The 22054-nt window shown below is 67.9% G+C and carries 20 protein-coding genes, 1 tRNA gene and 4 pseudogenes; 20 read left to right on the top strand and 5 right to left on the bottom strand.

The features are described 5' to 3' along the window. Nucleotide 1 precedes the first annotated feature (1 nt). The 7 genes from BMG07_RS17250 to BMG07_RS17220 all read left to right on the top strand — a co-directional run bounded on the left by BMG07_RS17250 (nucleotide 2) and on the right by BMG07_RS17220 (nucleotide 4723). On the top strand, nucleotides 2-538 hold the full coding sequence (locus BMG07_RS17250) for a lipoprotein insertase outer membrane protein LolB (protein ID WP_198085603.1): 537 nt from the start codon (nucleotides 2-4) through the stop codon (nucleotides 536-538). After that, nucleotides 535-1431 carry a 4-(cytidine 5'-diphospho)-2-C-methyl-D-erythritol kinase gene (ispE, locus tag BMG07_RS17245; RefSeq protein WP_198085602.1) on the top strand — a complete coding sequence of 299 codons (897 nt, stop codon included), beginning with the start codon at nucleotides 535-537 and terminating at the stop codon, nucleotides 1429-1431. The genes BMG07_RS17250 and ispE overlap by 4 nt, the downstream gene beginning before the upstream one ends. A 70-nt stretch (nucleotides 1432-1501) precedes the next feature. Continuing rightward, a tRNA-Gln gene (locus BMG07_RS17240) sits at nucleotides 1502-1578 on the top strand. Nucleotides 1579-1718: 140 nt separating this feature from the next. After that, nucleotides 1719-2693: a ribose-phosphate pyrophosphokinase gene (locus BMG07_RS17235; RefSeq protein WP_093247318.1), complete on the top strand. Its 975-nt coding sequence runs from the start codon at nucleotides 1719-1721 to the stop codon at nucleotides 2691-2693. A 95-nt stretch (nucleotides 2694-2788) separates the two neighbouring features. Beyond that, nucleotides 2789-3469 (top strand): 50S ribosomal protein L25/general stress protein Ctc, encoded by a 681-nt coding sequence (locus BMG07_RS17230; RefSeq protein WP_198085601.1) that lies wholly within the window; start codon nucleotides 2789-2791, stop codon nucleotides 3467-3469. A 78-nt stretch (nucleotides 3470-3547) separates the two neighbouring features. After that, nucleotides 3548-4180 carry an aminoacyl-tRNA hydrolase gene (pth, locus tag BMG07_RS17225; RefSeq protein ID WP_198085600.1) on the top strand — a complete coding sequence of 211 codons (633 nt, stop codon included), beginning with the start codon at nucleotides 3548-3550 and terminating at the stop codon, nucleotides 4178-4180. Nucleotides 4181-4216: 36 nt separating this feature from the next. Then, nucleotides 4217-4723 (top strand): hypothetical protein, encoded by a 507-nt coding sequence (locus tag BMG07_RS17220; protein ID WP_198085599.1) that lies wholly within the window; start codon nucleotides 4217-4219, stop codon nucleotides 4721-4723. Here BMG07_RS17220 and BMG07_RS17215 read toward each other — a convergent pair. Continuing rightward, entirely contained in the window at nucleotides 4709-4993 is a 285-nt protein-coding gene (locus BMG07_RS17215) for a YfhL family 4Fe-4S dicluster ferredoxin (RefSeq protein WP_198085598.1), read from the bottom strand. The genes BMG07_RS17220 and BMG07_RS17215 overlap by 15 nt on opposite strands. Nucleotides 4994-5096: 103 nt before the next feature. Between BMG07_RS17215 and BMG07_RS17210 the strand changes: the two genes are divergently transcribed. The 9 genes and pseudogenes from BMG07_RS17210 (at nucleotide 5097) to BMG07_RS17170 (ending at nucleotide 16571) form a co-directional block, all read left to right on the top strand. Beyond that, nucleotides 5097-6047, top strand: a complete 951-nt coding sequence (locus BMG07_RS17210) for an ABC transporter permease (RefSeq protein WP_198085597.1) — start codon at nucleotides 5097-5099, stop codon at nucleotides 6045-6047. Next, nucleotides 6044-6918, top strand: a pseudogene (locus BMG07_RS17205) (ABC transporter permease). The gene BMG07_RS17210 and the pseudogene BMG07_RS17205 overlap by 4 nt, the downstream one beginning before the upstream one ends. A 4-nt stretch (nucleotides 6919-6922) precedes the next feature. Then, nucleotides 6923-7912: an ABC transporter ATP-binding protein gene (locus BMG07_RS17200; protein WP_198085596.1), complete on the top strand. Its 990-nt coding sequence runs from the start codon at nucleotides 6923-6925 to the stop codon at nucleotides 7910-7912. Next, complete coding sequence (locus BMG07_RS17195; protein ID WP_198085595.1) at nucleotides 7909-8739, top strand: ATP-binding cassette domain-containing protein; 831 nt, start codon at nucleotides 7909-7911, stop codon at nucleotides 8737-8739. The genes BMG07_RS17200 and BMG07_RS17195 overlap by 4 nt, the downstream gene beginning before the upstream one ends. Nucleotides 8740-8849: 110 nt before the next feature. Next, nucleotides 8850-10342 (top strand): annotated as a pseudogene (locus tag BMG07_RS17190) (ABC transporter substrate-binding protein). Nucleotides 10343-10565: 223 nt separating this feature from the next. Then, nucleotides 10566-12053, top strand: a complete 1488-nt coding sequence (locus BMG07_RS17185; RefSeq protein WP_198085594.1) for an ABC transporter substrate-binding protein — start codon at nucleotides 10566-10568, stop codon at nucleotides 12051-12053. Then, nucleotides 12044-13453: an amidase gene (locus BMG07_RS17180; RefSeq protein WP_198085593.1), complete on the top strand. Its 1410-nt coding sequence runs from the start codon at nucleotides 12044-12046 to the stop codon at nucleotides 13451-13453. The genes BMG07_RS17185 and BMG07_RS17180 overlap by 10 nt, the downstream gene beginning before the upstream one ends. A gap of 207 nt (nucleotides 13454-13660) precedes the next feature. Further along, a complete protein-coding gene (locus tag BMG07_RS17175) occupies nucleotides 13661-15118 on the top strand; it encodes a hypothetical protein (RefSeq protein WP_198085592.1) in 1458 nt (485 codons plus the stop codon). 250 nt (nucleotides 15119-15368) lie between these two features. Next, complete coding sequence (locus tag BMG07_RS17170; protein ID WP_198085591.1) at nucleotides 15369-16571, top strand: serine hydrolase; 1203 nt, start codon at nucleotides 15369-15371, stop codon at nucleotides 16569-16571. 20 nt (nucleotides 16572-16591) lie between these two features. Here BMG07_RS17170 and BMG07_RS17165 read toward each other — a convergent pair whose 3' ends face one another. Continuing rightward, nucleotides 16592-17005, bottom strand: a complete 414-nt coding sequence (locus BMG07_RS17165; RefSeq protein ID WP_198085590.1) for an ester cyclase — start codon at nucleotides 17003-17005, stop codon at nucleotides 16592-16594. A gap of 35 nt (nucleotides 17006-17040) precedes the next feature. Continuing rightward, nucleotides 17041-17901 (bottom strand): LysR family transcriptional regulator, encoded by an 861-nt coding sequence (locus BMG07_RS17160; protein WP_198085589.1) that lies wholly within the window; start codon nucleotides 17899-17901, stop codon nucleotides 17041-17043. A 111-nt stretch (nucleotides 17902-18012) separates the two neighbouring features. On the opposite strand from BMG07_RS17160, the gene BMG07_RS17155 reads away from it, so the two are divergent. Together BMG07_RS17155 and BMG07_RS17150 are read left to right on the top strand one after the other, a co-directional pair. Next, nucleotides 18013-18411: a tautomerase family protein gene (locus BMG07_RS17155; RefSeq protein ID WP_198085588.1), complete on the top strand. Its 399-nt coding sequence runs from the start codon at nucleotides 18013-18015 to the stop codon at nucleotides 18409-18411. A 56-nt stretch (nucleotides 18412-18467) separates the two neighbouring features. Further along, nucleotides 18468-19843 (top strand): annotated as a pseudogene (locus BMG07_RS17150) (tetratricopeptide repeat protein). A 13-nt stretch (nucleotides 19844-19856) separates the two neighbouring features. On the opposite strand, the pseudogene BMG07_RS17145 reads toward BMG07_RS17150, so the two are convergent. Beyond that, a pseudogene (locus tag BMG07_RS17145) lies at nucleotides 19857-20554 on the bottom strand (histidine phosphatase family protein). Between the two features lie 31 nt (nucleotides 20555-20585). Beyond that, on the bottom strand, nucleotides 20586-21227 hold the full coding sequence (locus BMG07_RS17140) for a Yip1 family protein (protein ID WP_198085587.1): 642 nt from the start codon (nucleotides 21225-21227) through the stop codon (nucleotides 20586-20588). Nucleotides 21228-21243: 16 nt separating this feature from the next. On the opposite strand from BMG07_RS17140, the gene BMG07_RS42295 reads away from it, so the two are divergent. Further along, nucleotides 21244-21435 (top strand): hypothetical protein, encoded by a 192-nt coding sequence (locus BMG07_RS42295; protein ID WP_269759092.1) that lies wholly within the window; start codon nucleotides 21244-21246, stop codon nucleotides 21433-21435. Nucleotides 21436-21469: 34 nt separating this feature from the next. Continuing rightward, the gene (locus BMG07_RS17135) at nucleotides 21470-22042 is read left to right on the top strand and encodes an alpha/beta fold hydrolase (protein ID WP_269759091.1); all 573 of its coding nucleotides are present in this window, start codon (nucleotides 21470-21472) and stop codon (nucleotides 22040-22042) included. The last annotated feature ends 12 nt before the right edge of the window (nucleotides 22043-22054 follow it).

The raw sequence follows: 22054 nt of genomic DNA, 5'->3' as shown, positions 1-22054 counted from the left end.
CATGGCGCTGGCACGGGCGCTTTCGCCGCAACACATCGACCTCGGCCGTCGCACGCTCCTGGCGGCGGGCGGCGCCGCGCTGCTTGTCCTGGCGGGCTGCGCGCAGCTGTCGGGCGGCGGCGCCAAGGCGCCCGCGACCTCGGACAGCTGGAACGGCCGCATGTCGCTTCGCATCGAGAGCGAGCCGGTGCAGACCTTTGCCGCGCTGTTCGAGTTGCGCGGCTCCGCCGAAGCCGGCGACCTCACCTTGACCACGCCCATCGGCAGCACGCTCGCGCAGCTTCACTGGGCACCGGGCGAAGCGCTGCTGAAAGACGGCAGCCACACACGGCGCTTCGACTCGGTCGATGCGTTGATCGAAGCGGCCACGGGCGCCGCCATTCCGGTGGGCGCGTTGTTCGGCTGGCTGGCGGGCCGCAACGAGTCCGTGCCCGGCTGGAAGCCCGACCTCGGGCAGCTCGCCAACGGCCGGCTGGCGGCGGTTCGCGAATCGCCGAGCCCGCGGGCCGACCTGCGCATCGTGTTCGAACGGTCATGAAGGCGATCTACGACCTTCCCGCGCCGGCCAAGCTCAACCTCTTCCTGCACATCACCGGCCGCCGCGACGACGGCTACCACCTGCTGCAATCGGTCTTCATGCTGATCGACTGGTGCGACACATTGCATGTCGAGTTGCGCCGCGACGGCCAACTGAGCCGCGAAGACCTGACGACCGAACTGCCGGCCGACGACCTGGTCATTCGCGCCGCGCGCGCCCTGCAGGCATTCGCGGCTCCGGGCCAGGGCGCGCACATCGGCGTGGCCAAGCACGTGCCGGCGCAGGCGGGCATGGGCGGCGGCTCATCGGACGCCGCCACCTGCCTGCTCGCGCTGAACCGCCTGTGGGGGCTGAACCTGCCGCTGTCGCGCCTGGCCCACATCGGGCTGAAGCTCGGCGCCGACGTTCCTTTCTTCCTCGGTGGCCACAATGCGTGGGTCGAGGGCGTCGGGGAGCTGCTGACACCGGTTACACTCCCTCCCGCGCATTTCGCGGTGGTCAAACCACCCGAGGGGCTCGATACCCGATTAATTTTTTCAGCAACAGATCTTGAACGTTCAACTCCTGTTGCTATAATCACAGGCTTTGCTGCACAGAGCGAATCGCTCGAAGCGACAAGCCAGAGAATCTCGGTTTTGAGCGACTCGGTTTTCGACTTCGGTCGCAACGACCTGCAGCCGGTTGCACAGCGGCTTTGCCCCGCGGTCACCGACGCCATCGAATGGCTCGGCGCCCAAGGGTTGAAGGCACGAATGACCGGCTCCGGAAGTTCGGTGTTCGCGAAACTGCCGCAAGCGCCGCACGAAGCGGAACTGCCGCAAGCCCCCGAGGGCTGGCAGGTTCGTCAATGCGGCAACCTGGAAGTTCATCCACTGTGTGGGTGGGCAACCTGAAGATAGTCGGATCGTTCATTCGGTTCGACGCGACATATATCGGTTGATGGTGAAAACCATCGACCTGTGTAGGGGAGTCGCCAAGCTGGTTAAGGCACTGGATTTTGATTCCAGCATGCAAAGGTTCGAATCCTTTCTCCCCTGCCAAATCTTCAAAGACTGCGGCCCAACGGCCGCAGTCTTCGTTTGCAGCCCACCCGCTGCAATAATCGGCGACCCACCGGTCGCCACGCATCACAAACCTTTTGGCGGCTTTCTCAGCCAATTCGCACTGCCGGGACGCGCTCATGCAGGCCAACCACCCTGATTTCATGGTTTTCACCGGCAACGCCAATCCTGGCCTTGCCGCGGAAATCGCGCACAACCTCGGCACGTCGCTGGGCGCCGCCCGCGTCGGCCGTTTCTCCGATGGTGAAGTCACCGTCGAGATCAACCAGAACGTCCGGGCCCGCGATGTGTTCGTCGTGCAGTCGACCTGCGCGCCGACCAACGAAAACCTGATGGAACTGCTGATCATGGTCGACGCGCTCAAGCGCGCTTCGGCCGAACGCATCAGCGCCGTGATCCCCTACTTCGGCTATGCCCGCCAGGACCGCCGCCCGCGCTCCAGCCGCGTGCCGATCTCGGCCAAGGTCGTGGCCAACCTGCTGGAAACCGTCGGCGTCGAGCGCGTGCTCACGATGGACCTGCACGCCGACCAGATCCAGGGCTTCTTCGACATTCCGGTCGACAACATCTACGCCTCGCCGGTTCTGCTGGGCGACCTGCGCGCCAAGAACTACGAAGACCTGATCGTGGTCTCGCCCGACGTCGGCGGCGTGGTCCGTGCCCGCGCGCTGGCCAAGCAACTGAACTGCGACCTCGCCATCATCGACAAGCGCCGGCCGAAGGCCAACGTCAGCGAAGTCATGAACGTCATCGGCGAAATCGACGGCCGCAACTGCGTGATCATGGACGACATGATCGACACGGCCGGCACGCTGGTCAAAGCGGCCGAAGTGCTGAAAGAGCGCGGCGCCAAGAGCGTCTACGCCTACTGCACGCACCCGATCTTCTCGGGCCCGGCCATCGAGCGCATCACGCAGGGCTCGGCCCTGGACGAAGTGGTCGTGACCAACACCATTCCCCTTTCCGACGCGGCCCTGGCCTGCGGAAAGATCCGCCAGCTCTCCGTGGCACCGCTGATCGCCGAAACGATCCAGCGCATTGCCAAGGGCGAGTCGGTGATGAGTTTGTTCTCGGACCAGGACAACCTGTTCTGATCTGAGCAAAAAGCGGGCGCCTCTCCAATTTCGGACAGGCGCCCTTGTTGAACCGGAGTCTCACTGGTCGCGGTGGACTCTCACAGGAGCTAACTATGAAATTCGTCGCTTTTGAGCGCGCAAAGCAGGGCACGGGTGCGAGCCGCCGTCTCCGCATCTCGGGCAAGACCCCCGGTATCGTCTACGGTGGCGACACCCAGCCGCAACTGATCGAGATCGATCACAACGCGCTGTGGCACGCCCTGAAGAAGGAAGCCTTCCACGCGAGCGTGCTCGAGATGGAAATCGACGGCGCTGTCAGCAAGGTCCTGCTGCGCGACGTGCAATACCACCCGTTCCGCCAGCTGGTGCAACACATCGACTTCCAACGCGTCGATGCCAAGACCCGCATGACCATGAAGGTGCCGCTGCACTTCAAGGGTGAAGAAGAATCCGAAGCCGTCAAGATCGACCTGAACCTGGTCAACCACGTGACGACCGAACTCGAACTGAACTGCCTGCCGAGCGATCTGCCCGAGTTCATCGAAGTCGACCTGTCGGGCCTGAAGAAGAACGGCACCGTCACGCTGAAGGACATCAAGCTGCCCAAGGGCGTGAAGTGGGTCAGCCACGGCAAGGTCAACCCGGTGCTGGCTTCGGCCGTGTCGCCGGCGGCTGAAGAAGTCGACGCTCCCGCCGAAGGCGCTGCCGATGCAGCCGCCGCCGCACCGGCCGGCAAGGGTGGCAAGGCTGCTCCGGCTGCCAAGACCCCCGCCGCGAAGACTGCCAAGAAGTAATCTTCTTTCGCATCCGCTGCTGCAGAAGGCCCGCCCCGTGCGGGCCTTCTGCTTTTTCGGGGCGAGATAATCCCAACCATGATCAAGCTGTTCGTCGGCCTCGGAAACCCGGGCCCAGAGTACGAAGCCACGCGGCACAACGCGGGCTTCTGGTGGATCGACGCCCTGGCGCGCGACTGGAAACTCAACCTCGTGCCCGAGCGCGGCTACCACGGCCTCGCGGCGCGCGCGAGCATCGGCGGCCAGAGCATCTGGCTGCTGGAGCCGCAGACCTTCATGAACCTGTCGGGCAAGTCGGTGGCCGCGCTCGCGCGCTTCTTCAAGATCGCGCCCGAAGAAATCCTCGTAGTGCACGACGAACTCGACGTGGTGCCCGGCCAGGCCAAGCTCAAGTTCGGCGGCAGCCATGCCGGCCACAACGGCCTGCGCGACATCCACGCGCAACTCGGCACCGGCGACTACTGGCGACTGCGCCTGGGCATCGGCCACCCCGGCGTGAAGTCGGAGGTGGTCAACTGGGTGCTCAAGAAGCCGCTGAAGGAACAACGCGAAGCCATCGAGGACGCGATCGTCCGCACGCTGCATGCGACACCCGCGCTGGTCGCGGGCGAGATGGAAAAGGCAACGCTGCTGATTCACACGAGCAAACCGCCCCGGCCCAAACCGCCGCGGCGGGAGCCCGGCGACGAGGGCACGCCTGCCGCCACCTAGCCGGCCACCGGAGCGCAGGGAGGGAGAGAAACAAAAATGAGAAAGACGAGAACAAGAACAGGCGCCTGGAAGATCGGGATTGCTATATTTTCAATAGCAACCTGCATCCATTCCACAGGCGTTCTCGCGCAGGAAGGCTCAGGCAAGACCTGGCGTTGCGGCAACAGCTACGCCGACCGCCCCTGCGAAGGCGGCAAGACGGTGCGGGTGGACGACAACCGCAGCACGCAGGACCGGCAGGCCGCCGACGCCGCCACGCGCAGCGTCAGAACCCAGGCCGACCAGATGGAGCGCAGCCGCCTGGCGCAGGAAAAAGCCGCCTACGACCGCGACCAGCGGGCGGCGCGCGAAGGCCGAAGCGCCGCCCTTGCCGAACGGCGGCTCGCGTTGGCCGAGCAAAGAGAACGGGAGCACGCCCGCAAGTCGGCCGCCGAGCCGCGCAAGCCCAGCGCGAGTTTCAAGGGCGCCCCGGCCGACAAGCTGGCCAGCGACGCGCCCAAGAAGAGAAAGAAGCGAAAGTCCGCCGGCTCAGACGCCGCTTGATGCAGCAGCGGCCGTCGTCACCTTGATGGCCGTGAGACGCTGGTACTTCTGCATCAGCGTCTCGCGGCTTTCCACATGCTCGGGGTTCAGCGGAATGCAGGCCACCGGGCAGATCTGCACGCACTGCGGCTCGTCGAAGTGGCCGACGCATTCGGTGCACTTGTGCGGGTCGATCTCGTAGAACGCCTCGCCCATGTAGATCGCATCGTTCGGGCACTCGGGCTCGCAGACATCGCAGTTGATGCATTCGTCGGTGATCATGAGGGCCATCCCCCGATTATCGCGGGACCGCGCGGGCAAGCCGCCGGTGAATGACAAAGGCCACATTCAGGGCACACTTGTTGCAGGAGTCAGTTATGCTGCGCCCCGCCCCATGAGCCTGTTTCTACTAAAGCGCCTTGCCACGCTGATCGGCACCTTGATCGGCGCCTCGGTCATCGTCTTCCTCGTCCTGGAGATCCTGCCCGGCAACGCCGCGCAGATGCTCATGGGCCCCGATGCCTCGCCCGACGCGGTGGCCGCCCTTGCCACCAAGCTGGGCCTCGACCAGCCCGCGTGGACCCGCTACTGGCACTGGATCGGCGGCCTGCTCACCGGCAACCTCGGCGACAGCTACGCCTATAGCTCGCCCGTGCTCGACCTGATCCTCGAACGCCTCGCGCTGACCGTACCGCTGGCCCTGCTCGCCATGGCCATCACGACCGTGCTCGCGCTGCTGGTGGGCGTGACGGCGGCCGCGCGCCACAACAAGCTCGGCGACGTGGGCCTCATGGGCATGGCCCAGGTCGGTATCGCCATTCCGAATTTCTGGTTCGCGATTCTGCTGATCCTGGTGTTCTCGGTGCAGCTGCAGTGGTTCTCGGCCGGCGGCTTCGAGGGCTGGGGCGACGGCTTCTTCGCGGGCATCAAGTCGCTGCTGCTGCCCGCCCTTTCGCTGGCCGTGGTGCAGGCCGCGATCCTGGCGCGCATCACGCGCTCGGCCGTGCTCGAGGTGATGCGCGAAGACTTCGTGCGCACCGCGCGCGCCAAGGGCGTGTCGCAGCGCATGGTGCTGTGGACCCACGTGCTGCGCAACGCCATGATCCCCGTCATCACCGTGATGGGCATGCAGTTCTCCGAACTGCTGGCCGGCACCATCGTGGTCGAGAACGTGTTCTATCTTCCCGGCCTCGGCCGCCTCATCTTCCAGGCCATCAGCAACCGCGACCTGATCGTGGTGCGCAACTGCGTGATGCTGCTCGCCGCGCTCGTGGTCATCGTGAACTTCGTGGTCGATGTGCTCTATGCCGTGATCGACCCGCGCATCAAGGCGAGCGACATATGAGCACCGTCACCGCCCCCAGCGCCGCCGCGCTCACGGTGCCGGGCTTCTGGCGCCGCGCGCTGCACCACCGCAGCTTCGTGCTGGGCGGCGTGCTGACGCTGCTGCTGTTGCTGGCCGCTGCCGTCTCGCTCGTGTGGACGCCCTGGTCGCCCTACGACATGGACATGGCCAACAAGCTCAAGCCGCCGTCGGGCGCGCATTGGCTGGGCACCGACACCTACGGGCGTGACGTGGCCTCGCTGCTGCTGGTGGGCGCGCGCGCGTCGATCCTCGTGGGCGTCATTGCCGTGGGCATCGGCCTCGTGGTCGGCACCGCGCTGGGCCTGCTCGCGGCCGCCAGGCGCGGCTGGGTCGAGGAAGCCATCATGCGGCTCACCGACTTCTCGCTCGCGTTCCCTGCCATCCTGTCGGCCATCATGATGACGGCCGTGTTCGGCGCGGGCATCGTCAACGCGATCATCGCGATCGGCATCTACAACATTCCCACGTTCGCGCGCATCACGCGCGCATCGGCCAATGCCATCTGGTCGCGCGAGTACGTGGCCGCCGCGCGCGCTGCGGCAAGGGCCAGTTCGCCATCACCATGCAGCACGTGCTGCCGAACATCTCGGCCGTGCTGATCGTGCAGATCACCATCCGCTTCGCCATCGCCATCCTCGCGGAAGCCGCCCTCTCGTACCTCGGCCTGGGCACGCAGCCGCCGCAGCCGTCGTGGGGCCGCATGCTCAGCGAAGCGCAGACGATGATGTTCCAGTCGCCCCTGCTCGCGGTGTTCCCCGGCATGGCGATCGCGTTCGCGGTGCTCGGCCTGAACCTGCTGGGCGACGGCCTGCGCGACTTGCTCGACCCGCGCCTTGCGCGCGCAAGGTAAGCCCATGCCCCTTCTCGAAGTCAACAACCTCCACATCGGCCTGCAGACCCAGCGCGGGCCGGCGCAGGCCGTGCGCGGCGTGTCGTTCTCGCTGGAGCGCGGCGAAACGCTGGGCATCGTCGGCGAGTCGGGTTGCGGCAAATCGATCACCGTGATGTCGCTGATGGGCCTGCTGCCCGCCAGCGCCGACGTCACGGGCAGCATCAAGTTCGATGGCACCGAGCTGGTCGGCCGCGACGAAAAATCCATGTGCCAGATCCGCGGCAACCGCATCGGCATGATCTTCCAGGAGCCGATGACGGCGCTGAACCCGGTGCATACCATCGCGCGCCAGGTCGGCGAACCGCTGCGGCTGCATCGCGGCCTGTCGAAGGCCGAAGCGCGCAAGGAAGTGCTCGCGCTGCTGGAGCGCGTGGGCATTCCCGACGCCGCATCGCGCCTGGACGCGTACCCGCACCAGTTCTCCGGCGGCCAGCGCCAGCGCATCGGCATCGCCATGGCGCTGGCTTGCGGCCCCGACCTGCTGATTGCCGACGAGCCCACCACCGCGCTCGATGTCACCATCCAGAAGCAGATCCTCGAACTCATCCAGGGCCTCGTGGCCGAGCGCGGCATGGCGCTGATCTTGATCTCGCACGACCTGGGCGTGATTGCGCAGACCGTCTCGAAGATGCTCGTGATGTACGGCGGCAGCGTGGTCGAGAGCGGGCCGACCGAGGCCGTGTTCGCGCGCCGCGCCCACCCCTACACGCAGGGCCTGTTCGCCGCGCGCCCCGCCATCGGCGCGCCGCGCGGCCTGCGCCTGGCCACGATCAAGGGCAGCGTGCCCGAGCTGGTCGACCTGCCCAAGGGGTGCCCGTTCGCGGGCCGCTGCAGCTACACCGTCGACGCCTGCCACACCACGCGGCCACCGGCCACGATGCTGCCGCACGACCACGCGGTGCGCTGCATCCGGCTCGAAGACATCGCGACCGAAGTCGCTACGGCCTCATGAGCGAGAACACCACCGCCGCGCCGCTGCTGCAGGTCACCGACCTCGTGCGGCACTACGCGTTGCCGCGCGAAAAACTCTTCGGCCCTCCGCCGACGGTGAAGGCGCTCAACGGCGTGAGCTTCGAGGTGCAGGCCGGCCAGAGCATGGGCATCGTCGGTGAATCGGGCTCGGGCAAGTCGACCATCGCGCGCCTGGTGATGGCGCTCGACGTGCCGACTTCGGGCAGCGTGCGCCTCGAAGGCCGCGACCTGCACACGCTGCCCAGGGCCGAACTGCGCAATGCGCGGCGCGACTTCCAGATGGTGTTCCAGGACCCCTACGGTTCGCTCGACCCGCGCCAGACCGTGGCGCGCATCGTCGCCGAGCCGCTCGAAGCGCTGGCCGAAACCAGCCGCGCCGAGCAGCGCGAGCGCGCATCCGAAGCGCTCGCCGCCGTCGGCCTGCGCACCACCGACATGGACAAGTACCCGCACGAGTTCTCGGGCGGGCAGCGCCAGCGCATCGCCATTGCGCGCGCGCTCATCACGCGCCCCAAGCTCATCGTGGCCGACGAGCCCGTGAGCGCGCTCGACGTGTCGGTGCAGGCCCAGGTGCTCAACCTCATGCAAGACCTGCAGCAGCAGTTCGGCATCAGCTACCTGCTCATCAGCCACGACCTCGCGGTGGTCAACCACCTGTGCGACGACGTGTGCGTGGTGTGGAAGGGCAAGATCGTCGAGCAGGGCCCGCCGGCCGAACTCTTCCAGCACGCGCGGCACCCCTACACGCGCACGCTGCTCGAAGCCGTGCCGCGCACGCCCGCCGGCGGCACGCTGCTGCCGGCCTGACATCGGCGTGCGCGGGCCGCGCCTAGGATGAGTAGGTCATAAGCATCTGGTTGCGCCAAGGCCATCACCTCGCGGATGATGCTTGCCCCTTGTTCCGTGGACTTTGCTTCATGCTCAAACGACGCACCCTGCTCGCCACCGGCGCCGCCGCCCTCGCACCGCTGGTGCTGCCGACCCATGCGCTTGCGCAAAGAAAAAAAGACGCACTGGTGATCGGCCTCACCCTCGAGCCCACGGGCCTGGACCCCACGGCCAAGGCCGGCGCCGAGATTGCCGAGGTGGTGCTCTACACGGTGTTCGAAACGCTCACCAAGATCAACGCCGACAGCAGCGTCACGCCCTTGCTGGCCGAGAGCTGGGAGATCTCTCCCGACCTGAAGACCTACACCTTCAGGCTCAAGCGCGGCGTCAAGTTCCAGAACGGCGAGCCCTTCAACGCGCAGAGCGTGAAGTTCTCGTTCGAGCGCGCGGCCGCGGCCAACAGCACCAACAAGGACAAGCGCACCTTCACCAACATCGCGGTGCAGGTGCTCGACGATCACACCGTGGTGCTCATCAACAAGGAGGTCGAGCCCGACCTGCTGTTCCTGCTGGGCCAGGCCTCCGCGATCCTGGTCGAGCCGAAGACCGTCGAGACCAATGCCACCAAACCCGTGGGCACCGGCCCCTACAGGCTCGACAACTGGGCCAAGGCTCGAGCATCGTTCTGGCCAAGTGGGACGGCTTTCGCAATGCCGACGCGGTGCAGATCCGCAAGGCCAGCTTCCGCTTCATCTCGGAGCCGGCCGCGCAGACCGCCGCGCTGCTGTCGAACGACATCGACCTGTTCCCGCACGCCTCGGTGTCGCGCAGCCTGTCGCAGTTCCAGAACGACAAGCGCTTCCAGATCGTGTTCAACGCCTCGCTCGGCAAGACCATCCTGGCCATCAACAACAAGCGCAAGCCGCTGGACGACGTGCGCGTGCGCCGCGCCATCTCGGCGGCCATCGACCGCAAGGCCGTGATCGAGGCCGCGGTGGACGGGCGCGGCGTGCCCATCGGCAGCCACTACGTGCCGGGCTTGCCGGGCTATGTCGACACCACCGGCGTCAACCCGTACAACATCGAGAAGGCGAAGAAGCTGCTGGCCGAGGCCGGCGTGAAGACGCCGCTCGAACTCGAGCTGGTGCTGCCGCCCCCGCCCTATGCGCGGCAAGGCGGCGAGCTGATCGCGGCGCAGCTGGCCAAGGTCGGCATCGTCGCGAAGATCCAGAACGTCGAGTGGGCGCAGTGGATCAGCGGCACCTACGGCAACAAGAACTACGACCTCTCGCTGATCCTGCACGTCGAGCCCTTCGACCTGGTGAACTACACCAAGCCGGAGTACTACTGGGGCTACCAGTCGGCCAGGTTCAACGAGACCTTCGACAAGGCGCGCAACGCCGCGCGCCCCGCCGACCGCCTGCGCTACCTCGGCGACGCGCAGCGGCTGCTGGCGGAAGACGCGGCCAACGTGTTCCTGTTCCAGCCGCAGTTCATCACCGTTGCCTCGCGCAACCTGCGTGGGCTGTGGAAGGACGCGCCGATCTTCGTGAACGACATCGCGGCGCTGTCCTGGGCCTGAGCCGGCAGGCGCGACAAGGCCCCCGGCATACGGGAACGTCCCGAGGAAAAACCGCCCCGCGGGCCGCGCACCGACGTTCCCGCTGCGAGAGAATGACCGGCTGCGCACGTGGCATCTTTCGTGCTGCGTGTCGTGTCTTTCGCGGCGTCGCGCCTCCCTTCGGGGCATGGCGCACGCCGAAGCAGTCATTCGAACCTGGCTTGTTTTTCCGGAGATCACACGTATGTTGAACCGCCGCACCCTCCTTACCACCGCTGGCGCCACTGTCGCGCTGGCCACCCCGCTCGCCGGCATGGCGCAGGGCAGGAAGGACGCCATCGTGATCGGCATGGCGCTGGAGCCGCCGGGGCTCGACCCGACCAGCGGCGCCGCCGCCGCCATCGCGGAAGTGGTGCAGTACAACATCCTGGAGACGCTCACCAAGATCAATTCCGACGGCAGCGTCACGCCCTTGCTGGCCGAGTCCTGGGAAATCTCGCCCGACCTGAAGACCTACACCTTCAAGCTCCGGCGCGGCGTGAAGTACCAGAACGGCGAGCCCTTCAACGCGGCCGCCGTCAAGTTCTCGTTCGACCGCGCCGGCGGCGAGAAGAGCACCAACAAGGACAAGCGCACCTTCTCCGCCCTCAGCACGCAGGTGGTCGACGACTACACCGTGGTGGTCATCAACAAGGAGATCGACCCCGACCTGCCCTTCGTGCTGGGCCAGGCCACGGCCGTGATCGTCGAGCCCAAGAGCGCCGAGGGCAACGCCACCAAGCCGGTGGGCACCGGCCCCTACAAGCTGGACAACTGGGCCAAGGGCTCGTCGATCACGCTGAGCAAGTGGGAGGGCTTTCGCAGCCCCGCCACCGCGAAGATCAACAAGGTCACGTTCCGCTTCATCTCCGACACCGCCGCGCAGGCCGCGGCCGTGCTGTCGGGCGACATCGACGTGTTCCCGCGCATCGGCACGCGCGTGGTGCCGCAGTTCAAGATGAACCCGCAGTTCCAGGTGATCCTGGCCGGCTCGCGCGCCAAGACCATCCTGGCGATCAACAACCGCAAGAAACCGCTGGACGACGTGCGCGTGCGCCGCGCCATCCTCGCGGCCATCGACCGCAAGGCCGTGATCGAAGGCGCGGCCGACGGCTTCGGCGTGCCCATCGGCAGCCACTACGTGCCGGGCGCGGCGGGCTATGTCGACACCACCGCCATCAACCCCTTCGACATCGAGAAGGCCAAGAAGCTGCTGGCCGAAGCCGGCGTGAAGACGCCGCTCGAGCTCAAGATGACCTTGCCCCCGCCGCCGTACGCGCGCCAGGGCGGCGAGGTGATCGTGGCCGAGCTGGCCAAGATCGGCATCGTGGTGAAGGTGCAGAACGTCGAGTGGGCGCAGTGGCTCAGCGGCACCTACGGCAACAAGGACTACGACCTGTCGATCGTCTCGCACGTCGAGCCCTTCGACCTGGGCAACTACGCCAAGTCGGACTACTACTGGGGCTACCAGTCCAAGCCCTTCGACACGCTGTTCGACAAGATCAAGAGCACCGCCAACGCCGCCGAGCGCAACAAGCTGCTCGGCGACGCGCAGAAGATGCTGGCCACCGACGCGGCCAACGGCTTCCTGTACCAGCCGCAGTTCCCGACCGTGGCCAAGAAGAACGTCAAGGGCATCTGGAAAGAGAACCCGATCTTCGTGAACGACCTGTCGGCGCTCTCGTGGGGCTGAACGAACTGAGCGCGCAGGAGCTTGCCGCGGCCTACCGCGACCGCAAGCTCTCGCCGGTGGAGGTCACGCAAGCGGTCATCGCGCAGATCGAAAGCTGGGAGCCGCACCTGCAGGCCACCTGGCTCTTCAGGCCCGAGGCCGCGCTCGAGCAGGCGCGTGCATCGGAGGCGCGCTGGCAGCGCGGCGACGCACGCGGCCCGCTCGACGGCGTGCCCGCGACCATCAAGGAAAACATCGCCACGCGCGGCGACCCGCTGCCCGCGGGCACCGCCGCCGTCGACCTCAAGCCCGCCACCGCCGACGCACCGCCGGCCGCGCGCCTGAAGGAAGCCGGCGCGGTGATCGTCAGCAAGACCACCATGCCCGACTACGGCATGTTGTCGTCGGGCCTGTCGAGTTTTCACACGCTCGCGCGCAACCCGTGGGACCTGCGGCTCACGCCGGGCGGCTCCAGCGCGGGTGCGGGCGCCGCCGCTGCGGCAGGCTACGGCCCGCTGCATCTGGGCACCGACATCGGCGGCTCGCTGCGCCTGCCCGCGAGCTGGTGCGGCGTCTTCACGCTCAAGCCGAGCCTGGGGCGCATTCCGATCGATCCGCCTTATATGGGCCGCGCCGCGGGCCCGATGACGCGCACCGTCGGCGATGCCGCGCTGGTGATGCAGGCGCTGGCCAAGCCCGATGCGCGCGACAGCATGGCGCTGCCCGCGCAAGACATCGACTGGGCCGCCTTCGACGTGTCGCCCGACCACTTGCGCGGCCTGCGCATCGGGCTGCTGCTCGACGCGGGCTGCGGCCTGGCGGTCGAGCCCGAGATCCAGACGGCGGTCGAGCACGCGGCCCGCCTGTTCGAGAAGGCCGGCGCGGTCGTCGAGGTCATGCAGCCGTTCATGTCGCAGGCCATGCTCGACGGCATGGACCACCTGTGGCGCATGCGCTCGCTGGTGGACATGAAGGGGCTGCGCGCGGACCAGCGCTCGAAGGTGCTGCCCTACATCCGCGAGTGGGCCGAGAGCGCGGCCGAGTTCAGCGGCGAGCATGTGTTCCGCAGCTTCAGCCAGTTCCACGCCACGCGCGTGGCGGCCGTCAATGCGTGCGCACGCTTCGACTACGTGATCTCGCCGGTGTCGCCGAACATGCCGGCCGCGGCCGAACTTCCTTCGCCGACCAACGACCCCTTGCGCCCGCTGGAGCACATCGGGTTCACCGTGCCGTTCAACATGTCGGAGCAGCCGGCTTCGTCGGTGAACTGCGGCTACTCGGCGGGCGGACTGCCGATCGGGCTGCAGATCGCGGGGCAGCGCTTCGACGATCTGGGCGTGCTGCGCGTCTCGCGCGCGTTCGAGCAGATTCGCGAAGTGCAGCGGCCCTGGCCCGTCGTGCCTCGCGCGAGCAGCAAGTAAGCGGCCAGGGCCTTCAAGAACGGGCGAACCTGCCGATAAAGAAGATTGCCCGGACATCGGGCGTCTTCTTTCTCAACAGGAGCCCGGATTGATCGTCAACCCGACCACTGCCAGCCCCCTCGTACGTCCGGCGGCACGACCGCCTGGCGCACGAACAGCCCAGCCACCTCCACGGACACCGCCACCACGGCCACGACGGCCGTTTCAGTGAGCCTCGGGCAGGCCACCCCATCGGCCAACGCCCAGACCTACGCCATGCCCGGCCGCGCGGTCGCGGCATCGACGTGGGAGCAGAGCCCCGACGACGCGGTCTCCTCGCGCATGGCGGGCAACCTCGTCTACACCTCGCTGGCAACGCGGTTCAACGGACTGGGCGCGGCCATGCTCAAGCAGTTCGCCACGAACGCCGGCGACTTCTCGCAGTCGGTGGCGATCGGCGTGCAGGGCGCGAGCGCAACGGGCCTGCATGGCGGCGCCGACAACCAGATCACGCTGTCGGTCCGCACCGCCAGCGGCGCCACCGTCGCGCTGAGCCTGGGCAGCCAGAACGACGGACTGGCGGTGCAGGTCAAGGTGTCGGGCGGCGAGCTCAACGACGCCGAGCGCAAGGCGCTGGTGCAGCTTTCGGGCGCGTTCCAGGACGCCATCGACGGCCTGAGCGCGGTGCCGCCGACCCTGGCGCTCGGCGGCCTCGCGAACTTCGATTCGTCGGTGCTGTCGTCGGTCGATCTCAAGGCCGCCATCAAGTCCGACGGCAAGGGCGCCATCAACACGCTCGAGTTCCATGCCGACGCCAAGTCGCGCTCCGTGAACGCAAGCGGGCCGTCCGGCGCGGTGAAGGTCGACGTCGACCTGTCGAACCCAGCCATCCTCGGAAATTCCGCGCAGCAGGCGCAGGCCATGGCGCGCTACCTGCGGCAGGTCGATGCGGCGGGCAGCAAGGGCCAGGGCGACGCCGCGCTGGTGTCGATGTTCAAGGACGCCTTCTCTCAGTTGAACAGCAACTACGGCGTGACCGCGCCCATCGCGGGCCGCGAGGCGCCGGGCGTGATCGCGCTGAACGCCGGGGACCACAGCCTGCTGAGCGGCCTGGCCGACTTCAAGGCGTCGATGGTGCAGACCCCAAGCTCCTCGAACCCGATGCGGCCCGAGGAAGTCGACAGCTTCTCGTACAGGCTCTCGCAGGACACCAGCGTGACGGGCAAGGACCCGCTGAACCGCAACATCCACCAGGACCAGCAGGCGCAACTGAGCGCCAGCTTCCACCGCGCGCTGTCGCCGGGGGTGTCGCTCTTTCTCACGGCGGCGAAGGAGTCGCAGTTCTACGAATACGTGCGGGTCGACGACGAGGCCAAGGCGTCCGCGAACATCAGCTACAAGGACGGCGTGCGCACCGAGGCATCGGTCGAGCAGTCCGCGCATCAGTCGACGCGCGTGGAGCGCTACCTCATGGGCAAGCTGGAGTCCGACACCACCACGCCGCTGGAGCGCAAGCGTGTGTCGGACGTGCGCCAGTTGCTGGCCACCGTCGAGAAGGCGGAAAGGTCGCACGACCCCGAGGACGCGCTGCGCCGCGACCAGGCGCTGGCCGTGGCCGCGTCGCTGGCCGTGCTGCCGGACGGGCCGACGGCGCTGCCGCAGGACCATCGCCTGGCGGCGCGCTGATCGCCTTCACAGCAGCAACTGCCGCTTCTGTGGCAGCATCCGGCCAGTTCGGACATCCACCCGGACGCGAGGCCACTCGGGTCGGGGCGATGTCCGTCGATAGCAACCAGGCCAGGGAGACATGCATGCGCCAGCCGTTAAGCACACCCCGTCCTGCCGCGGCGAAAAGCTGGAACGCCGCCCCGGTCGCGGCGATCCGGGCCCAGGCGCCGGAACTGGCGGTCGACATCGCACGGGCACGGCGCCGGGCATGAGCATGCCGATGCAGGCGCCCGCGCTTCGGGGCCGCCGCTCCCGGCGCCGGAAGGCCGGGCTCATCGTCGCGGCCGCCCTCCTGCTCCTGATCGCCGGCAGCTTCGCGTTCACCGCGGCGATCCGCATGAAGAATCCGCTGTTCCTGCTGCGCTTTCTGTTCACGCCCAGGTCCGAAGTAGAGACGCTCTACGACACCCGCATGGTCGCGGCCTCGTCCCTGCCCCGGCCCATTCCCGAACAGCTGCGGCCCCTTTCGAGGACCGTCCCCTGGAAGGGCAGGAGCGAAGACATCGTGCGCGTGCTGCAGCAGACCGAGACCCACGTGCTCCTGGTCATGTGCCGCGGAACCCTGGTGAACGCGTGGTACCGCGACGCCGGCAAGAAGACGGCGCGCGAGTCCTCGTGGTCCATTGCCAAGTCCGTCGTGGGCGTGCTCGTCGGGCAACTGATCGACGAGGGCAAGCTGTCCGAGGACACGAAGCTCGTCGCGGTGCTGCCCGAGTTTTCCGCGGGCGGCAAGTTCGACGACATCACCGTGCGCGACCTGCTCGACATGAAGAGCGGCATCGACGTGACCGAGGACTACTCGGAATACAAGCCCTTCACCGGCGTCGCCGGCATGCAGGTGACGACCGACCTGCCCGGCTACATGATGAAGAACCGCGCGCTCGCCTTCGCACCGGGCACGCGCTCGGACTACCGGAGCATCGACGCGCAGTACCTGTCGATGATCGTGGCGCGCGTGGAAGGCGAGCCGCTGGCGAAGGTATTGCAACGCCGGCTGTGGGGCCCGCTCGGCGCCGAGGACATCGCGACCTGGAACCTCGACCACGCGGACGGCCTGGAGCGCGGCTTCGGCAACCTGAACGCCACGCCGCGCGACTTCGCCAAGCTCGGCCTGCTGGCGCTGGCCGGCGGCAAGGTGGGCGAGCGCACACTGATCTCGCCCGCGTGGATGGCCCGCATCACCACGCCGGTGGCCGAGGCGGAACCGGGCTGGATGTATGCCGCGCTGTGGTGGCACCCGCCCGGCCACGAAAGGCATGGCGACTACAGCGCGATCGGGGTGTACGGCCAGTACGTCTACGTCAACCCCCGGCACCACACCGTCGTGGTGAAGCTCAGCGACTACGGCTCGCAGCAGGACGAGGCGGAAACGATCGATGTGTTTCGTGTGGTGGCCGAAGGGTGCCAATGAGCTTGGCGTGAGCCCGGCTTTCAGCCTGCCGCCGCGTCGTCGTTTTTCTGAAGCTGTTGCTCGATGGCAGCCTTGTCGATGACGGACCACACCGCCACGATCTTTCCGCCCTTGAATTCGTAGAACACGTTCTCGGCGAACGAGACCCTTTGTCCGTTCACCTGCAGTCCGAGAAAGCTGTCTTTGGGCGTGCAGTCGAACTGCAGCCGGCTGGCCACGCGGGGCGGCTCGGCGACGAGCAGCTCGATACGGAAGAAGAGGTCCGGAATCGCCTCGAAGTCCTGCACCAGCATTTCTCGGTAGCCCGACAAGCCGAGCGGCCGGCCGTTGTGCTTCACCTCGTCATGCACGAACCTGCCCAGGCTCGACCAGTCCTGCGCATTGAGACAGGCGATGTAGTTCCGGTAGACGCTGGCGAGGTCGGTCGTGGTCATGGCTGCGGCTGCTCCTTCGCGTGAACGATAGCGCCTCACACGAGGTGGGAAGCCAGCAGCTCGCGGGCCCGGGTCACGAACGCGGTTTCTCCCCGTCGCGCCGGCAGGAACTGGAACACGACCCGTGGCAGCGCCGGCAGCCCGTGCGGCGTCGCAAGCCGCGACACGCCCTCGCTGATCGCGGACTCGTTGAGGCAGGCCACCCCCAGCCCCGCCGCCAGCGCCGACTGCAGCCCCGCCACGCCCGACGCCACATGCGCGAGCGTGTAGGCCACGCGGCGACGGCGGAGCAGCGCGACGGTGAACTGGTGCAGCGAGCAGGTGTCCGGCAGCACCAGCAGCCGCACCGGCTCGCCGCGCGCAAGCCGCATGCCTGTGGCGCCCAGCCACACCAGCGACTCGCGCCGCAGCACCGATGCGCGCGGCTGCGCGGCCGAAACGCCGGTGATGTTCATCCCCAGCGCCACGTCGAAATCTCCGCGCGCATAGGCGGCACGCAGATCGTCGCTCTTCAGGATGCTGACGTGCAGGCGCACCCGCGGGTAGCTCTCGCCGAGGCGCCCCAGCAGCCGCGTCAGGTCGGCGGGCCGGAAATAGTCGGTGACAGCCAGGCGCAGTTCCCCCTGCAGCGTCTCGCCGTGCAGGTCGCGAAAGGCCTCGTCACTGAGTGCCAGGATGCGCCTTGCATAGGCCAGCAGCCGCGTGCCCGCCTCGGTCGGCGCCACGCCGGCCTTGCTGCGCATGAGCAGCGACTGCCCCGCCCGCTCCTCCAGCTTGCGGATCTGCTCGCTGACCGACGACTGCGAAAGAAACACGCGCGGTGCCGCGGCGGTGAGGCTGCCCGCGTCGATCACCGCGGCCAGGGTGCGAAGCTGTTCGAGGTCGAAGCCTTGCATGGTCAATCCATCCGTTTATCCGATGGATTTCATCATATCTTCCCGCTTTTCCGATGGCTAGCCGGATCCCACAATCACCCCATCGACCACGCATCCACACAGGAGTCCACCATGCCCCACATCGTTGTCCACCTCTCCGGCGAACCCGACGCCGCCCTCACCCGCAAGACCGTCGACGTGGTCGCCGAGCTCACGCAGAGCGTGCTGGGCAAGCAATTGCCGGTCATCGCCATCACGGTGCAGTACATCGCCGCCGACGCCTGGTTCATCGGCGGGCAGTCGCTGGCGGCGCTCGGCAAGTCGGCGTTCCACCTGGACATCAGCGTCACCGACGAGACCAACACCAAGGCCGAGAAGGCACGCTACCTGCGCGAGGTGCATGCGGCCATGGCGAAGATCCGGCCCGACCTGCACGAGGTGTCCTACATCCACGTGATCGACGCGCGCGGCGCGGCCTACGGCTACGGCGGCAAGACGCAGGAGTACCGCCACCAGCAGGCCGGCGTCTGAGCCGGGGCAAGGTGCCGGGTCGTTGAAGCGACGCCGGGGGCGTGGCACCATGTGCCATGCCTTCCGGAACCGCTTCCCCGAACAACACCCCACGCCCGGCCGACAGCCTCGGCAACCCGCTCACCCTGGACGACGCCGCCAGCCTGCCGCTGGTCGACGACTTCGTGATGGGCTTCATCTCGACCGAGGCGCGCGCGGTCAACCTCATTGCGCTGGCCGGGACCGATGCGAGCCCCATCGTGCAAGCGTATTGCGCCACGCTGCACCTGTTCGCCGAGTCGCGCGAGGCCGTGGCCAATGCGCGGCCCTTCCTCGACAAGGCGCTGGCCGGCGCCGCGCGCGCCACGCCGCGCGAGCAGCGCTACATCGCGGCCATCGAGGCCTGGGCGCAGGGCGACATCGCCCGCGCCATCGCGCTGCACGCCGAGCAGGCGCACGAGCATCCGCGCGACCTGGTGTCGGTCAAGCTGGGCCAGTACCACTGTTTCAACACCGGCGACTGCCCGGGCATGCTGCGGCTGGCGCTGGCCGTGCTGCCGCACGCGGCCGACGTGCCCTATGTGCACGGCATGGCCGCCTTCGGCTACGAGCAGTGCCACCTGATGCGCGAGGCCGAGGCCAGCGCGCGCCGCGCCATCGGCATGTGCCGCAAGGAGCCGTGGGCGCACCACGCGCTGGCGCACGTGATGCTCACCGAAGGCCGGCTCGCCGAAGGGCTGGATTTCATGCGGGGCGTGAGCGACACCTGGACCGGACTCAACTCGTTCATGGTCACGCACAACTGGTGGCACGTGGCGCTGTTCCTGATCGACCTGGGCCATGACGCCGAGGCGCTCGCGGTGTACGACGAACACGCCTGGGGCGTGGTGAAGGACTATTCGCAGGACCAGATCGGCGCCGTCTCGTTGCTGGCGCGGCTGGAGCTGGCGGGCATCGACGTCGGCGCGCGCTGGAACGACGTGGCGGGCTACCTGCTGCAGCGGCAGGCCGACCACGTGCTGCCCTTTCTCGACCTGCAGTACCTCTACGGCCTGGCGCGCGCGGCCGGCCCGAGGCCGACGCGCTGCTGCGCAACATCGAGGCCTTTGCGCCGAACGCGCCGCCGTCGACGCGCGCCGCCTGGCAGCGTGTGTGCGTGCCGGCCGCGCACGGGCTGGTGGCGCATGCGCGCGGCGAGCTCGCGGCGGCCATCGAGGGACTGGGCACGGCCCTGCCGCGCATGATCGAAATCGGCGGCAGCCACGCGCAACGCGACCTGTTCGAGCAGCTGTACCTGGCCGCGCTGGTGCGCACCGGCACCGAGGCTTCGCTGACGGGCGCGCAGGGCATCCTGCAGCAGCAGCTCAACGCTCAGCCCGAGTCGCTGCGGCTGCGCCGGCAGGCGGCCGCGGTCTACGAGCGGCTGGGGCTGGGCGCGCTGCCGCGCGGCTGAACCCGTAGCGAGCTCAGTCCTTGTTCTTCAGGTGCCGCGTCTGGTCGTAGGTCGGCTGCGGCGGCAGGTCGGCCAGGTGCCGCGTGTCGGCCCAGTCGACGATCTCGATGTCTTCGGGCTTGGCCGGATCGGCGATGCGGATGCGGTTGAAGCCCGCATTCGGAATGTCGCTGCGGCGCGGGCCGCTCAGGCTCAGGCCCCTGGCGGTGCGCCACACCATGTCGAGCACGCCGCCATGCGTGACCACGATCAGGTGCTGCCCCTGGTGCGCGGCCGCGATGACGCCCAGCGCAGCAATGATGCGGGTGTGGAACTCGCGCGCCGTTTCGCCTTCGGGCATGGCGTGGTCTTCGCGGAACTCCAGCCACTCTTCCCACGCACGCGGGTGCTGGCTCTGGATTTCGTCGGAACGCAGGCCCTCGGCCACACCGAAGAACTGCTCGCGCAACGACGCGACGTGACCACCGGCAGCGACAGCTGCTGCGCGCCCGGCGCGGCGGTCTGCTGCGCGCGCATGAGGTCGCTGCTCAGGATGTGCTGCACCGCGGTTTCGCTGGCCAGGCGCAGGCCGAGGCGGCGGGCCTGCTCGTGCCCGATGTCGTTGAGCGGCACGTCGGCATGGCCCTGGAAGCGCAGCTCGCGGTTCCAGGCGGTTTCGCCGTGGCGGATGAGGATCAGGTCGGTGGTGGAGTCGGGTTTGGGCGTTGGCATTGCCGCCCATTTTCCACGCTGGGCATGACGCTCAGGTTTTTGCCGCAACCAGTTGTTGCAAGACCGCCACCGCGTCGGCCGGCAAGGCCATGCCCAGGCGCACCGGCGACGGCGTGAGCAGCGCCAGCACCCACCCGATGATGAAGCCGCCCACGATGGCGCAGACCACCACCACGGCCGTGTACGGCACGGCCTTGTCGGGCGGACAGCGCATGAGCACCGGCAGCCCGGTGTAGAGCAGGTAGACGCCGTACAGCGCCGCCAGCGCGCCCACCACCGACAGCGAAGGCACCAGGCTGAAGACGCCGCCGACGAAGGCCGCCGTGCTGGCATAGGCCGACAGCTTGAGCGCGCCGATCTGGCTGCGCGTGCCCTCGAAGGTCGGCGCCATGGCGTCGATGATGAGCGCGAGCACGAACACCATCACCAGCGACAGCACATAGCCCACCACCATGTGCGCGAAGCCCGAGACGATGGGCACGCGAAAGCGCATGCCGAAGACGCCGATGCCGATCAGCGACAGGCCGACGAAGCTCGCCACCGCCGGAATCAGCGCGAGGATCATCACGTAATTCTTGTAGAGCGATGCGGGGTCGGCCGGCTCGGCATCGATCACCGGCCAGGTCGCCCTGGGCTTGAGCAGGATGGCCTGCACGCGTTCGACCAGGTTCATTGAGAGGGTTCCAGACATGGTCCGCGAAGTATGTCGGCAGCGCCTCGCAATGGATGCTGGCCAGGAGGCCTATGACATTACGCAGGTTGCCGCGATCGCGCAAAATCCGCTCATGCCCAATCTAGTCCTGCTGCCCGGCCTCGCCTGCGACGAGCGCATCTGGGAAGCCCAATTGCCCGCCCTCCCCCGCGCCTTCACGTCCGCGTGAGCGACGCCCAGCGCCACAACCCCACCATCGAGGCATGGCCGCCGCCGTGCTGCGCGACAACGACGGGCCGCTGGTGCTGTGCGGCGCCTCGATGGGCGGCATGGTCGCCATGGAAGCGGCCCGCCAGGCCCCCGAGCGCATCGCCGGCCTGGCCCTGCTGGGCACCAGCGCGCGGCCCGAGACGCCCGAGATGTTCACGCTGCGCGAGGGCGCCATCGAATACTTCGAGCGCGGCGAGCTGCGCGACGTGATCGAGCCCAACGTCTACTTCGCCTTCCACCCCGCGCAGGCGGCCGACTCGGTGCTGGTGCAGCGCTACCTGGACATCGTGCTCGGCGCGGGCGCGCAGCAGCTCATCAGCCAGAACCGCGCGGTGATGCGCCGGCCCGATGCGCGGCTGCACCTGGCCTCGGTGCGCGCGCCGGTGCTGCTGGTGTGCGGCGACGACGACAAGCTCGCGCCGCCCGAGCACACGCGCGAGATGGCCGCGCTGCTGCCGCAGGCCGAGGTGGTGTGGGTGCCGGCATGCGGCCACATGCTGACGATGGAAAAGCCTGGCTTCGTCAACACCACGCTGAACGACTGGCTGGCCAGGCAGTTCGCCTGACCGCGCAAGCGG

It is taken from the genome of Variovorax sp. E3, assembly GCF_016082275.1.
Taxonomy (GTDB): Bacteria; Pseudomonadota; Gammaproteobacteria; order Burkholderiales; family Burkholderiaceae_C; genus Variovorax.
The sequence above is the reverse complement of the archived record's forward strand: the minus strand, read 5'-3'. Positions and strand labels throughout refer to the sequence as shown.